The organism is Rhizobium sp. L51/94 (assembly GCF_019355555.1).
In the GTDB taxonomy this organism is placed as follows: domain Bacteria; phylum Pseudomonadota; class Alphaproteobacteria; order Rhizobiales; family Rhizobiaceae; genus Rhizobium; species Rhizobium rhododendri.
On the sequence record NZ_CP072141.1, the window covers coordinates 1,708,636 to 1,721,407 of the forward strand.

15 protein-coding genes are annotated in these 12,772 nt (G+C 62.6%); 5 read left to right on the top strand and 10 right to left on the bottom strand.

Annotation, left to right across the window (positions count from 1 at the left end; genetic code table 11):
* The first annotated feature begins 90 nt into the window (after nt 1–90).
* Entirely contained in the window at nt 91–822 is a 732-nt protein-coding gene (locus tag J5274_RS08285) for an SDR family oxidoreductase (protein ID WP_142824177.1), read from the top strand.
* On the top strand, nt 819–1,094 hold the full coding sequence (locus tag J5274_RS08290) for an Atu4866 domain-containing protein (RefSeq protein ID WP_142824178.1): 276 nt from the start codon (nt 819–821) through the stop codon (nt 1,092–1,094). The genes J5274_RS08285 and J5274_RS08290 overlap by 4 nt, the downstream gene beginning before the upstream one ends.
* Before the next feature lie 21 nt (nt 1,095–1,115).
* Here the strand turns inward: J5274_RS08290 and dxs are convergent, their stop codons facing one another.
* From dxs to J5274_RS08310, 4 genes are all read right to left on the bottom strand, one after another.
* Complete coding sequence (dxs, locus tag J5274_RS08295) at nt 1,116–3,032, bottom strand: 1-deoxy-D-xylulose-5-phosphate synthase (RefSeq protein WP_142824179.1); 1,917 nt, start codon at nt 3,030–3,032, stop codon at nt 1,116–1,118.
* A gap of 122 nt (nt 3,033–3,154) precedes the next feature.
* A complete protein-coding gene (locus J5274_RS08300) occupies nt 3,155–4,078 on the bottom strand; it encodes a pirin family protein (RefSeq protein ID WP_142824180.1) in 924 nt (307 codons plus the stop codon).
* 169 nt (nt 4,079–4,247) lie between these two features.
* Complete coding sequence (locus J5274_RS08305; protein ID WP_111217733.1) at nt 4,248–4,499, bottom strand: exodeoxyribonuclease VII small subunit; 252 nt, start codon at nt 4,497–4,499, stop codon at nt 4,248–4,250.
* A gap of 2 nt (nt 4,500–4,501) precedes the next feature.
* A complete protein-coding gene (locus tag J5274_RS08310) occupies nt 4,502–5,446 on the bottom strand; it encodes a histone deacetylase family protein (protein WP_142824181.1) in 945 nt (314 codons plus the stop codon).
* A 164-nt stretch (nt 5,447–5,610) separates the two neighbouring features.
* Between J5274_RS08310 and J5274_RS08315 the strand changes: the two genes are divergently transcribed.
* Nucleotides 5,611–6,012: a thioesterase family protein gene (locus J5274_RS08315; protein ID WP_142824182.1), complete on the top strand. Its 402-nt coding sequence runs from the start codon at nt 5,611–5,613 to the stop codon at nt 6,010–6,012.
* Here J5274_RS08315 and J5274_RS08320 read toward each other — a convergent pair whose 3' ends face one another.
* The 3 genes from J5274_RS08320 to J5274_RS08330 are packed head-to-tail and all read right to left on the bottom strand — an operon-like array spanning nt 6,013 to nt 7,885.
* Nucleotides 6,013–6,576: a biotin transporter BioY gene (locus J5274_RS08320; RefSeq protein ID WP_142824183.1), complete on the bottom strand. Its 564-nt coding sequence runs from the start codon at nt 6,574–6,576 to the stop codon at nt 6,013–6,015.
* 29 nt (nt 6,577–6,605) lie between these two features.
* Nucleotides 6,606–7,208, bottom strand: coding sequence for an energy-coupling factor transporter transmembrane protein EcfT (locus tag J5274_RS08325; protein ID WP_219274917.1), 603 nt, complete (start codon nt 7,206–7,208; stop codon nt 6,606–6,608).
* The gene (locus tag J5274_RS08330; protein ID WP_142824185.1) at nt 7,208–7,885 is read right to left on the bottom strand and encodes an energy-coupling factor ABC transporter ATP-binding protein; all 678 of its coding nucleotides are present in this window, start codon (nt 7,883–7,885) and stop codon (nt 7,208–7,210) included. Before J5274_RS08330 ends, J5274_RS08325 begins: the two co-directional genes overlap by 1 nt.
* Before the next feature lie 109 nt (nt 7,886–7,994).
* On the opposite strand from J5274_RS08330, the gene J5274_RS08335 reads away from it, so the two are divergent.
* A complete protein-coding gene (locus J5274_RS08335; protein WP_142824186.1) occupies nt 7,995–9,185 on the top strand; it encodes a winged helix-turn-helix domain-containing protein in 1,191 nt (396 codons plus the stop codon).
* A 69-nt stretch (nt 9,186–9,254) separates the two neighbouring features.
* On the opposite strand, the gene ribB is transcribed toward J5274_RS08335, so the two are convergent.
* Both ribB and aroC read right to left on the bottom strand, forming a co-directional pair.
* Nucleotides 9,255–10,355: a 3,4-dihydroxy-2-butanone-4-phosphate synthase gene (ribB, locus tag J5274_RS08340; protein WP_142824187.1), complete on the bottom strand. Its 1,101-nt coding sequence runs from the start codon at nt 10,353–10,355 to the stop codon at nt 9,255–9,257.
* A 10-nt stretch (nt 10,356–10,365) separates the two neighbouring features.
* Nucleotides 10,366–11,463, bottom strand: coding sequence for a chorismate synthase (gene aroC / locus J5274_RS08345; RefSeq protein WP_142824188.1), 1,098 nt, complete (start codon nt 11,461–11,463; stop codon nt 10,366–10,368).
* A 437-nt stretch (nt 11,464–11,900) separates the two neighbouring features.
* On the opposite strand from aroC, the gene J5274_RS08350 reads away from it, so the two are divergent.
* Nucleotides 11,901–12,158 (top strand): DUF1344 domain-containing protein, encoded by a 258-nt coding sequence (locus J5274_RS08350; RefSeq protein WP_142824189.1) that lies wholly within the window; start codon nt 11,901–11,903, stop codon nt 12,156–12,158.
* Nucleotides 12,159–12,174: 16 nt separating this feature from the next.
* Here J5274_RS08350 and J5274_RS08355 read toward each other — a convergent pair whose 3' ends face one another.
* Nucleotides 12,175–12,768, bottom strand: coding sequence for a histidine phosphatase family protein (locus J5274_RS08355; protein ID WP_142824190.1), 594 nt, complete (start codon nt 12,766–12,768; stop codon nt 12,175–12,177).
* Nucleotides 12,769–12,772 lie beyond the last annotated feature (4 nt).

Sequence of the window (12,772 nt, forward strand, 5' to 3'; positions counted from 1 at the left end):
AAAGCTGTCTACCGCCATCTTGGTCTTGAAGTCAGGTTGTGGCCAACAAAGACGGCAATTCCGTCGTCTCTTTGCTGGAAGGACATTTGAATGACAGGCATCAGGGACAAGGTGGTTCTGATCACCGGCGCAAGCAGCGGCATCGGCGCAGCCGTGGCCATCGAACTCGCCGCAGCAGGCGCCCGCGTCGTCATCGGGGCAAGACGCAAGGACCGGCTCGACACGCTGAAGGCAGAGATCGAAGCCAGCGGCGGAACGGTGCTTTTGCAGGCTCTCGATGTCACTAGCCGCAGGGACATGGACGCCTTCGTTGCGGCCGGCATGGAGGCATTCGGTCGTATCGACGTGCTCGTCAACAATGCCGGGATCATGCCGCTGTCGCCGATGGCGTTGCTCAAGGTCGAGGAATGGGACCGCATGATCGATGTCAACATCAAGGGCGTTCTCTATGGCATCGCTGCCGTGCTGCCGATCATGAACCGGCAGGAGACCGGGCAGATCATCAACGTCTCGTCGATCGGTGGACTCGCGGTGTCGCCGACAGCCGCCGTCTATTGCGCCACGAAATATGCCGTCCGCGCTATCTCCGACGGCCTGCGGCAGGAAAACACCAAGCTGCGCGTCACCTGCGTCTATCCGGGCGTTGTCGAGTCGAAACTCGCGGATACGATAACTGACCCAGCCACGGCCGAAGCCATGGTCGCCTATCGCAGCATTGCGTTGAAGCCCGAAGCCATCGCCCGGGCTATTCATCATGTCATCGCCCAGCCCGGGGATGTCGACACGAGCGAGATCGTCGTCCGACCGACGGCCGCAGCATGACGACAGATCCATCACGCAACGATGAGGTCCGGACAATGTCCCATCCCTATGTCGGCTTGTGGATGACTGCCGATGGCCTCATCCGACACCGTCTTCTCCCGGACAACCGCTACGATGAAGCCCGTGGACAGCGCGAAAGCGCCTACCGTGGCCGCTACGAGGTAAGCGGCACCCACATCGAATACTGGGACGATACCGGCTTCACGGCCGATGGCGATTTCATCGACGGCGTGTTGCACCACGCCGGGATGGTTCTCTACCGCGCCGGCTGATCGGAGCGCTTGCCTTCCATATCAGCCGGCGATGCCGGCAATATTCGGGCGTCCGAGCGCCTTGAAGACAGTCTGGACGATGTTGGCGCGGTCGAGACCGGCATAGGCGAGCATCGCCTCGGGCTTGGCCTGCTCCATCCAGATGTCTGGCATGACGAGCGAGCGGATCTTCAGGCCGATATCGAGCAGGCCGTCTGTAGCGAGGAACTGCAGCACATGGCCTGCAAAGCCGCCGACGGAACCTTCCTCGATGAGGATCAGCACCTCGTGATGGTGGGCCAGCTGGCGGATCAGGTCGTGGTCCAGCGGTTTTGCAAAGCGCGCATCGGCGACCGTCGTCGACAGGCCGGCAGCATCGAGATCCTCGGCGGCCAGCAGGCTGTCGGCCAGCCGCGTCCCAAACGACAGCAGCGCCACCTTCGAGCCCTGCTTGACGATGCGGCCCTTGCCGATCTGGAGGATCTCACCACGCTCCGGCATTTCGATGCCGACACCTTCGCCGCGCGGGTAGCGGAAAGAAATCGGACCGTCGTCATAAGCGGCAGCAGTGCGTACCATATGCTTCAACTCCGCCTCGTCGGACGCGGCCATGACCACGAAGCCGGGCAGAGTGGCAAGGAAAGTGGTGTCGAACGAACCGGCATGGGTCGGCCCGTCGGCGCCGACGAAGCCGGCCCGGTCGATGGGGAAGCGCACCGGAAGCCCCTGGATTGCCACATCGTGCACCACCTGGTCGTAGGCCCGCTGCAAGAAGGTCGAATACAACGCCGCAAACGGTTTGAAGCCTTCGGTGGCAAGACCCGCGGCAAAGGTCACGGCATGCTGCTCGGCGATGCCGACGTCGAAACAGCGCTTCGGAAAGATCTCCGCCAGCTTGTCGAGGCCGGTGCCGTTCGGCATGGCGGCGGTGATGCCGACGATCTTGTCGTCGAGCTTTGCCTCCTGGACGAGGGCGTCGGCAAAGACGCTGGTATAGCTCGGTGCGTTCGGCTTCACCTTGGCCTGCGTCCCGGTGATCACGTCGAACTTGTTGACGCCGTGATACTTGTCGGCGGCAGCTTCGGCCGGCGCATAGCCCTTGCCCTTCTGTGTCACGACGTGGATCAACACCGGCCCTTGAGCATTATCGCGGACATTGCGCAGCACCGGCAGCAAGTGCTCGAACGAATGCCCGTCGATAGGGCCGATGTGATAGAAACCCATCTCCTCGAACATCGTGCCGCCCGTTACATATCCGCGCGCATGCTCGACGGCGCGGGTGATAGCGCGGTCGACGTTCTTGCCGAGATACGCAGTCAGCTTCTTGCCGATTTCCCGCATGCCCATATACGTCCGGCCAGATGCCAACCGCGCCAGATAGGCACTCATGGCGCCCGTCGGTGGCGCGATCGACATGTCGTTGTCGTTGAGGATGACGATCAGCCGTGCGTCCAGCGCGCCGGCATTGTTCAGCGCCTCATAGGCCATGCCGGCAGACATTGCGCCATCGCCGATGATGGCGATCACCTTGCGGGCGGTGTTGTCCAGTTCGGCTGCCACCGCCATGCCGAGACCGGCCGAGATCGACGTTGAGGAATGGGCCGCGCCGAAGGGATCGTATTCGCTCTCCGCCCGGCGGGTAAAGCCGGACAACCCGCCTTCCTGGCGCAGTGTACGGATGCGGTCGCGGCGCCCGGTGAGGATCTTGTGGGGATAGCACTGGTGGCCGACGTCGAAGATCAGCCGGTCGTTCGGCGTATCGAATACCTTGTGGATGGCAATCGTCAGCTCGACAACCCCGAGGCCAGCACCGAGATGGCCGCCGGTGCGCGACACGGCATCGATCATCTCGTCGCGCACTTCACGCGCAAGCTGCGGCATGTCTCGGTCTTCCAGCTTGCGAAGGTCGGCGGGAAAGTCGACCTGATCCAGCAGCGGCGTCTTGGGCGATGATGTCACAGGCTGGAGCCTCTTCTTATGTTCTTGGACGGGCGGCCCGCCATACCCGAAAATAGATCGTTGCGAAAGAAGCCGTTTCAAGGGGCTGCGGCAAGTTGGTCCCCTTCGGCCTGCGGGGCGAGTTAGCCTTCCGGCAGCGGAATGAATTCTTCCTCGTCGCCAGGGACGATATCGAAGCGGCCGGTGCGCCACTCTTCCTTCGCCTGTTCGATGCGCTCCTTCGAGGACGATACGAAATTCCACCAGATATAGCGTTTCGAACTGAGTGCCGCACCCCCGAAAAGCATCAGGTGGCAGCCTTTTTCGGCAGCCGTCAGCGTGATCGCGTCGCCTGGGCGAAAGACCAGCAGCTGATCCGCCTCGAAACGGTCGCCAGCCACCATCAGCGCGCCCGACAGAACATAGACGGCGCGTTCCTCGTGGTCGGCGCCAAAGGGAAACGAACGGCCGGGCTCGAGTGCCAGGTCGACATAAAGCGTGTCGGAAAACACCTTCACCCGCGATGCCAGGCCGTCGAAGTTGCCGATGATCACCCGCCCGGAGGCGCCGTCGCCGTCGATGACAGGCATGGCGCTTTTGTCGGTGTGCGAAAAGGATGGGTCGATCTCCTCCTTGTCCTCAGGCAAGGCAAGCCAGGTCTGCACGCCCGAGATCGACAGCGGATGGCCGCGCAGGTTGTCGGGCGTCCGCTCGGAGTGAACGATGCCACGGCCTGCTGTCATCAGGTTGAGATCGCCCGGCCGGACGATCTTCTCGGTGCCAAGGCTGTCGAGATGGCGGATCTCGCCGTCGAACAGGTAGGTGACCGTGGACAGCCCGATATGGGGATGCGGCCGGACATCCATCGCCTGATCTCCCCGCAGCACCGCCGGTCCCATCCGGTCGAAGAAGATGAACGGCCCGACCAGCCGGCGCCGGCTCGTCGGCAGAGCCCGCCGCACGGAAAAACCGCCGATATCGGCGGTCCGCGGAATGATCAGCTGCTCAATGGCATCGGAGGCACGGGCATCGCCGGGAAGAGGGTCTTTGCCGGGGAAAAAGGACATCGGAATCTCCTGTCGGTGACGGCAGATTACCCGCTCATCCGTTGCGCGCCCAGCAGAACTTTGCCGCACGCAGCGCGCCTGTCGTATAAGGCAACGGTCCGCCCCGCCGACAGATCTGCAAATTGCAGCACTGGATCGGTGGATGCCGGTTCGCATGCCGTCGGAGGCCTTACTGGCTGTCCAGCGGCTCCACGCCGACAGGCTTGCCGGCTCGGTCCAGGCGGATCTTTTCGATGCGGTTTTCGGCGGCGGAGAGCAGCGCTTCGCAATGCTTCTTCAGGGCTTCGCCGCGCTCGTAGATCTCGATGGATTCGTTCAGCGCCACGTCGCCGCGTTCCAGCCGCGCGACAATGCTTTCGAGTTCGGCAACAGCCTTTTCGAACGAGTAGTCGGACACATCCGGCTTGGCACTGTCAGTCATCGTCAACCCTTCATCATACGCAGAATATGCAGGCCCGCCGATTCGGCCAGCCCCTCCAGATCATATCCGCCTTCGAGCAGGCTGACGACCCGGTTCTTGGCGCTCTTGTCGGCCATTTCGAGAACGCGCCCGGTCGCCCAGTCGAAATCCTCGCCGGTCAGGTTGATCTGCGCCAATGGATCGCGGTGGTGGGCATCGAAGCCGGCCGAGATGATGATCAGGTCCGGCCGGAAGTCGTCGAGCGCTGGCAGCACGCGCGACTTGAACGCCTCGCGGAAATGGTCGCTGCCGCTGTTGGGCGACAGCGGCGCATTGACGATGGTGCCTTTGCCGCCGGTTTCGGTCTTGGCACCGGATCCCGGATAGAGCGGCATCTGGTGCGTCGAGCAGAACAGCACGGACGGATCGTCCCAGAAGATGTCCTGCGTGCCGTTGCCGTGGTGCACGTCCCAGTCGACGATGGCAACGCGTTCGGCGCCGTAGGTCCGCTGCGCATGGCGGGCGGCAATGGCGGCATTGTTGAAGAAGCAGAAGCCCATCGCCTTGTTCTTCTCGGCGTGGTGGCCGGGCGGCCGCGAGGCGACGAAGACATTGTCCGCAGCCCCGGTAAACACGTCGTCCACCGCAGCCATCGCCCCGCCGACACCGGTCAGCGCCGCCTGCAGGCTTTTCGGGCTGGCGTAGGTGTCCGCTTCAAGCTGGTTGATCTGCCCTTCGCCGTCCTCGGCGTCTGGGATCGAGCGCATCACAAATTCCAGGTGCTCTTCCGGGTGGGCGAGCAGGATGGCGTCCTCGTTGGCCTGCGGCGCATCGCGCCGTTCCAGCCGGGCGAAATTGGGATGCTCCAGGGCGATATTGATCGACCGCAGCCTGTCGGATCTCTCCGGATGGCCATCGGGCGTGATATGCTCCAGGAAAATCGGATGTTCGTAAAGACGCGTGCTCATGCGGTCAGCCTAACTATGAAACATCTCACCTAGCACGGCAGATGGGAGCGATCACCACAATGTCAACAAATGCGCTTAACCAAGAGGAGGCAAGGCCCGTTTACTTTCGGCCGAGCCGGTGCTTAAGCTTTCATTAAGGACAGCGTGTCCGTCAAGGTTGTGTAATGAGTAGAGCCCAGCGAGCAGACATCACCGAAATGCGCGTTCCACCGCGCGATGTCGACAGGTTCGGCCAGATGTTCATCGCCTCCTACATTTCGGAGGCGGAAACCGCGCTGTCGAACTTCTGGCGTGAACGGCCCGAAGTCAGCGACGAGCCGATATACATCCCGACCCGCGCCTCCTGCTCCCTGCACCGGGGGCTCAGATACGACGAGTTTGCCCGCTTCTCTGTGACCGTCAACAAGATCGGCGGCAAGTCGGTCGGCTTCATGGTGATGGTCGAGGCGGGCAACGAACTGGCAGCCGAAGTGGAGATCCTCTGGCTGGCCGTGCGTGGCGAGGAGCACGAGCCGTCGCCGCTGCCGGAAGACACCCGCGACTGGCTCTACAAATATCTCGACTGATCAGTTCCGCTGCGGCAGCAGCGGGTAGCCGGCCATGACCGCGCGGCCGACCAGCGCTGCGACGACCGCCTTGACGATATCGCCGGGCACGAAGGCCAGCGACCCGAAGAAGGCCTTGCTGAAGCCGATATTGGCGGCGATGGCGAGATAGGCGATGCCGAAGGCATAGAGCACGACCACGCCGCCGGCGACGGAGGCGATGAAGAAGCCGATGCCCTGTGCGATGCCCGACTGCTCAGCCTTAACCAGCCGCTCGGAGAGCATGCCGGTCACGAACGCCGCAAAAATCCATCCGACGAGGAAGCCCGCCGTCGGTGCCACGAAGACCGCCAGGCCTCCACGCCCGCCGGACAGCACCGGCAGGCCGATGGCGACCAGCAGCACGACGATCAGCGCGGCGATTGCCCCGCGTTTGGCCCCGAGCACGACGCCGGCCATCATGACGCCCAACGACTGCGCGGTGATCGGTACCGGAATGACGCCGAGCGAGATCGGCGGCAAAAGTCCGAGCGCCACGATGATCGCTGCGAAAAGGGCGGAGAGGACGAGGTCGCGGGTACTCATGGGGGGCTCCAAAATCAACTGTTACTTTTTCAATGCCGCCGAATGCCGCGCGCGTCAATCGCTGCGGCGATGGCGTCTGCAGCCCGCAGCGTCAGAATGATCAGCGGCACCAGCGTCGTCCGCACCCGGATCGTAAGCCCGCGCGCCTGATGCGCCTCCCGGATCGCCGCATAGCGGCCGACGATCTCAGGCACGAAGCGGACCACGAGGCCGACCGCAAGACCGATATCGGCAGCCTTCACCAGTCCTGTCCGTTCAAGTGGCATCGCCGCCCAGGTTATTTCGTCCATGAAGTCGGCAATGGTGGTAGTCGCCGTCACCGTGGCGGCAAACAGCGTCAGCGTTACCAACCTGAGGACGGTGACCAGGGCCTGATCCCACGGATTGAATAGCAGGCTGAACAGGCTGACGAAGGCAATGGTCAGCAGCACCGGCCGCAAGCGCTGCAGCGCCTCCTTCCAGCCCAATCCGCAGGTAAAATAGAGAAACGCCCCTGCCAGCAGCGCCACGCCCAGCACGCCGGGGTTACCGGTCGCAAACAATGCGATACCGAGCAGCGCCATGACAATGAGCTTCAGCCTTGCGGAGAGGCGATGCATCCAGCTATCGGCATCGACATAAAGCGATTGCATCAGCGGGCGATCTCCCGGTAGAGCGCAATGCTGTCGCCGGGTGATCCTTCGGCGACGAGCCGTCCCTTGTCGAACAGCAGCACGCGCTCGAAATTCTCGATCAATTCGAGGTCGTGGCTGATGACGATGACGTTTTCAGGCAGTTCGCCGATCATTCTCTCGACCCGTCCCCGGTTGCGAAGATCGAGCTGGTTGGTCGGCTCGTCGAGGATCAGGATGTCGGGGCCGGTGACCAGCACCGAGCAAAGCGCCGCCAGCTGCAGTTCGCCGCCGGAAAGCTCGTGGGCGCGCCGGTCGGCCAGGTGCCGGGCGTCGAGGCGGTCGAGTACGGCATCGACGGCAGCCGCAATCTCCGGCTTGCCGAGCCCGCGATTTTTGAGGCCTAGCGCGATATCGTCACGCACGACTGGCAGGATGATCTGGTTCTGCGGCGACTGGAAGATGAAGCCCACCTTGCCAAGCACCGCCTTGGCATCGGCGACGGTATCGAGCCCATCGACCACCACGCGGCCCGTCGTCGGCTTGGCGAGCCCGTTTATCATCCGGGCGAAACTGCTCTTGCCGGAGCCATTGAGGCCGATAATGCCGACGCGCCGCTCGATCAGCGTCACGCTGAAAGGCTGAAGCGCGACCTGCTGGCCGAACCGCAGTCCCGCCTGCTCGAAGCGAATATCCAATGTAGGCCCTCGTGAAACGGAGACGCTGTCCTATAGCCGGTAAATGCGGGGTGGCAAATATAGAAGGCGGACGTTTGATATGGCGTCGATAAAGGGCCATCCTCTCCGCATGACGATTCTGATTTCAAACAGCGACGCCCGCCGCGTCTTCCTGGCCCGTCAGGGGCTGGCGACGCCACCCAACCGCGCGCTCGACAAAGCCGGGCTGCTGCAACTGATCAAGGACATCGGCTTCGTCCAGGTCGACAGCATCGGCACGGTCGAGCGGGCACATCACCAGATCCTGTTTTCCCGCAACCAGACCTATCGCCGCGAGCACCTGACGGAGCTTTTGGAAAAGGACGGTGCACTGTTCGAGCACTGGACGCACGACGCCTCGATCCTGCCGAGCGATTTCTTTGTCTACTGGAAGCACAAGTTTCGCCGCGAGGACGCCGCGATCATCGAGCGTTGGCGCAAGTGGCGGGGCGAGGGGTTCGAGGCCGCGTTCGAGGAGACCTATGAGCGTGTCGCCAATGGCGGCGCGATCATGGCGCGCGAGATCAAGGCGGACGGCCATGTCTCGGGCGGCTGGTGGAACTGGCATCCGAACAAGACGGCGCTGGAATATCACTGGCGCACCGGGAAGTTCGCAATCGCTGGCCGCCGCAATTTCCAGAAGATCTACGATCTCGTCGAGCGCGTCATCCCCGCCGAATTCCTGGCTGGAGAGGTCGACCACGAGGCCTTCGTCGACTGGGCCTGTCGCAGCGCGCTGCAGCGCCTCGGCTTTGCCACGTCAGGCGAGATTGCCGCCTTCTGGAACCTGCTGACGCCCCAGGAGGTCAAGACATGGGTCGATGCCCACGGCCAGGAACTCTGCGAGGTGCTGATCGAACCGGCGCTCGGCGGCAAGCCGCGTCCATCCTTTGCGTTTGCCGGTTTCGAGGAGACCATCGATCACCATCCGGATCCCCCGGCCCGCCTGCGCGTGCTCAGCCCCTTCGATCCGGCGCTTCGCGACCGTGATCGCACGCAGCGGCTGTTCGGTTTCTTCTATCGTATCGAGATCTTCGTACCGGAGGCCAAGCGGGAATATGGCTACTACGTCTTTCCGCTGCTCGAAGGCGACCGGCTGATCGGCCGCATCGACATGAAGGCCGACCGCAAGGCCGGTACCCTCGAGGTCAGGCGCCTATGGCTCGAGCAAGGCGTGCGCGCCTCCAGCGGCAGGCTCGAAAAGCTTAGCGCAGAACTCGAGCGCATCGCCCGGTTTACCGGCGTCGAGCGCGTGGTGCTGCTCGACGGCTGGCGCGGGTGACGCTATCCGTCCCTGTCTCGCTCATAAGCCAGGGCGCGCAGAAGCGCGCCGCACTGTTGTCGAGTGGCCTCAGCAGATCTCGGTTTGGGCGATCTTGATGCCGAAACCTTCGAGCCCGACATAGTGGCGCGAGCGCGTCGTCAGCAGCTTGATCGAGGTGACGCCAAGATCTTTCAGGATCTGCGCGCCCAGTCCGATTTCCAGCCATTCGCTGTCGCGGGTCTGGGCTTCGGCATGGGCCTCGCGATCTTGACGTGCCTTGCGGCCATTGTCGTGGTGACCGACGCCGACGGAGCCTTCGCGCAGGTAGACGATGATGCCGCGGCCCTCGTCAGCGATCTTCTTCATATAGTGCTCGACCGGGCGGCCCTTGCCGAAGACGTCGCTGGCGACGTTTTCCGGGTGCAGGCGCACGGGCACATCGACGCCGTCCCGGATATCGCCGAAGACGACGGCGAGATGCTGCATGGTATCCCATGGCAGCGAATAGGTATGGGCGCGGGCCTTGCCGAAGGCGGTCTCGATATCGAAGCTCGAGCCGAGTTCGATAAGCGTTTCCTTGCGCTGGCGATAAGCGATGAGGTCGGCGACCGAGATCGACTTGAAGCCGTGGGTTTCGGCAAAGGCCGAGACTTGCGGGCCACGCATCACGGTGCCGTCGTCGTTGACGAGTTCGCTGATGACGCCGATTGGGGGCAAGTTCGCCAGCCGGCAGAGATCGACGGCAGCTTCCGTATGGCCGGAGCGCATCAGCACGCCGCCTTCGCGGGCGATCAGCGGGAAGATGTGGCCGGGGCGGACGAAATCTCCGGGGCCAACATTGGGGTTTGCGAGGTTGCGCACCGTTAGGTTGCGGTCATCGGCGGAGATCCCCGTCGTCGTGCCGTGTTTGAAATCGACGGACACGGTGAAGGCGGTAGTGTGGGCCGAGTCGTTTTCCGCCACCATGGCATTGAGGTTCAGCCGCTTGGCTTCCTCGCGCGGCATCGGCGTGCAGACGATACCGGAGGTGTGACGGACGATGAAGGCCATCTTTTCCGGCGTGCAGTGGACAGCCGCCACGATCAGGTCGCCTTCGTTCTCGCGGTCGTCGTCATCCATGACGACGACGATCTCGCCGGCTTCGAAAGCTCTGATGGCATCGACGACGCGCTTCTGGTCGTAGGGCATGGAAACGTCCTTATGTCAGCCGGCCGGTCTGGCCTCGGTCTCTCAGATAATGATCGGCGATTGCACAGGCAACCATCGCCTCGCCGATCGGCACTGCGCGGATACCGACGCAAGGGTCATGGCGGCCCTTGGTGCGCAGGTCGACATTGCGTCCGTCCTTGTCGATTGTCTGGCGTTCGGTGAGGATCGACGAGGTCGGCTTGATGGCGAAGCGGGCAATCAGCGGCTCGCCTGTCGAAATGCCGCCAAGTACGCCGCCGGCGTGGTTGGACAGGAAGATCCGCTTACCGTCGTTGCCCATGCGCATCTCGTCGGCGTTCTCCTCGCCGCTCAGTTCAGCCGCGGCAAAGCCATTGCCGATCTCGACGCCCTTGACGGCGTTGATCGACATCAGCAGCGAGGCGACATCCTGGTCGAGCTTGCCGTAGATCGGTGCGCCGAGGCCGGCCGGAACGCCTTCGGCGATGACCTCGACGACGGCGCCGATAGAAGAGCCGGCCTTACGGATGCTGTCGAGATAATCTTCCCAGACGGGCACGATCTTGGGGTCGGGCGCAAAGAACGGATTTTGGTCGACCTGTGCCCAGTCCCAGTTGTCCCGGTTGATCTTGTGCTTGCCGATCTGCACCAAGGCTGCGCGAACGGTGACGCCGGGCACCACAAGCCGGGCAATGCCGCCGGCTGCAACCCTGGCTGCCGTCTCGCGGGCAGAAGAGCGACCGCCGCCGCGATAGTCGCGGATGCCGTATTTCAGGTCGTAGGTATAGTCGGCATGGCCGGGCCGATACTGGTTGGCGATCTCGCCATAATCCTTGGAGCGCTGGTCGGTGTTCTCGATCAGCATCGAGATCGGCGTGCCGGTCGTCGTCATGGTGACACCGTCATCGTCCAGCATCACGCCGGAGAGCACCTTGACGATGTCGTCCTCGCGCCGCTGGGTCACGAACCGCGACTGGCCGGGCTTGCGCTTGTCCATCCAGACCTGCAGTTCGGCCAGCGTGAACCGCAGCCCAGGAGGGCAGCCGTCAACCACGCAGCCGAGCGAGGGGCCGTGGCTTTCACCCCAGGTGGTAACGCGGAACAGATGACCAAACGTATTATGCGACATGGGGAACGACCGGCTTGCCTTTGGGCCTGCCTGTCGGTGCGACGGGCGCGGCTTGATCTTCGAATTGCGGCACACTCTTAGGACAAAATCAGGCCGAGGCAAAAGGCTTTCTTTGCCGGAGAACTGTTGGAGAAACACAATTGCGAACACTTGCGGACGGGCGCGCCACGCTCCGCGGCGATGCCATCATCGCGGCAAGCCGGGCGCTGCAATCATAGTTTGAAGTGCCATGGCCGGGACCGATTACGAAATGGGCTTACCCGCCGTCGTTTGACCTTTGTCGACAAAGCCTGTCCCTGGTTAATCCGAACTTAATGAAACGCTTAAAGATGATTCATCATTAAGGCGGTAAAAGCCTTTGTTACGAGCAACTTCAGCCATATTCGGAAGGCTATTGGTCAACATCAGAACGACCGAATTTGGAAGAGGTTGGTAAAATGCGATTCTTTGTTGCCACATTATTGGCCACAGCCAGCTTTCTTGCGCCGGTTGCAGGCTTTGCCGAAAGCGCCGACGTCGAGGGGATCATCCGGAAGGTCGATCTGAAGAATCGCAGCCTGACGCTGGACGACGGCAAGACCTACCAGGCCCCGCCCAGTTTCGACTTCAACGGGCTAGAGGTCGGGCTCAAGGTCATCGTCTTCTATACTGAAGTCGACGGCAGGCGCGTTATCAACGATCTGGATATCGTCTAAGCGGCAGGCGGCAGGATCAGTCGATCCAGCCGATAGTCCTGTCCTGCAGTTCTATCCTCAGGATCTTGTCCTGGGGGATCTCGCCCTCGGCCGCTTCTTCCTTGGGTATCTCGGCGACGAGGCGGAACAGCGAGCGGATGACGCCGCCATGGGCGACGCAGACGGTCGGTTTGTCGACCGATTGCAGCCACGAGCCGACCCGCCATGACAGGATCTCGTAGCTCTCGGCATTTTCGCCCGGCGGGATGAAGTCCCACTTGCCGCTATTGCGCTCGACAAGTCGCTCGGGCTGGGTGATTTTCAGTTCCTTGAGGGTGGAGCCTTCCCAGGCGCCGAACGACACCTCGACCAGCCGCTCGTCCGTGCGATAGTCCTCGGGCGGGAGCCCCATTGCCGCACGAGCGATTTCCATCGTTGCCCTCGTCCGGGCAAGCGGGCTTGCAACATAGTCGAAATTCAACGCTTCATCACCGAGCAGGGCAGCCAGCGTCAAACCGTTGACGCGGGCCTGCTCGCGGCCAATATCGTTGAGATCGATGTCGCGCTGGCCCTGAAGCCGGCGCTCGGCGTTCCAGTCCGTCTGGCCGTGGCGGATGACGTAAAGCGTCAAAAAT

Excerpts from the sequence above, each read along its gene's own strand:
- J5274_RS08285 (WP_142824177.1), top strand. The coding sequence starts at position 91 with ATGACAGGCATCAGGGACAAGGTGGTTCTGATCACCGGCGCAAGCAGC.
- J5274_RS08335 (WP_142824186.1), top strand. The coding sequence starts at position 7,995 with ATGACGATTCTGATTTCAAACAGCGACGCCCGCCGCGTCTTCCTGGCC.
- ribB (WP_142824187.1), bottom strand. The coding sequence starts at position 10,355 with ATGCCCTACGACCAGAAGCGCGTCGTCGATGCCATCAGAGCTTTCGAA.
- J5274_RS08325 (WP_219274917.1), bottom strand. The coding sequence starts at position 7,208 with ATGCAATCGCTTTATGTCGATGCCGATAGCTGGATGCATCGCCTCTCC.
- J5274_RS08350 (WP_142824189.1), top strand. The coding sequence starts at position 11,901 with ATGCGATTCTTTGTTGCCACATTATTGGCCACAGCCAGCTTTCTTGCG.
- J5274_RS08290 (WP_142824178.1), top strand. The coding sequence starts at position 819 with ATGACGACAGATCCATCACGCAACGATGAGGTCCGGACAATGTCCCAT.
- J5274_RS08320 (WP_142824183.1), bottom strand. The coding sequence starts at position 6,576 with ATGAGTACCCGCGACCTCGTCCTCTCCGCCCTTTTCGCAGCGATCATC.
- J5274_RS08300 (WP_142824180.1), bottom strand. The coding sequence starts at position 4,078 with ATGTCCTTTTTCCCCGGCAAAGACCCTCTTCCCGGCGATGCCCGTGCC.
- J5274_RS08310 (WP_142824181.1), bottom strand. The coding sequence starts at position 5,446 with ATGAGCACGCGTCTTTACGAACATCCGATTTTCCTGGAGCATATCACG.
- J5274_RS08305 (WP_111217733.1), bottom strand. The coding sequence starts at position 4,499 with ATGACTGACAGTGCCAAGCCGGATGTGTCCGACTACTCGTTCGAAAAG.
- aroC (WP_142824188.1), bottom strand. The coding sequence starts at position 11,463 with ATGTCGCATAATACGTTTGGTCATCTGTTCCGCGTTACCACCTGGGGT.
- J5274_RS08315 (WP_142824182.1), top strand. The coding sequence starts at position 5,611 with ATGAGTAGAGCCCAGCGAGCAGACATCACCGAAATGCGCGTTCCACCG.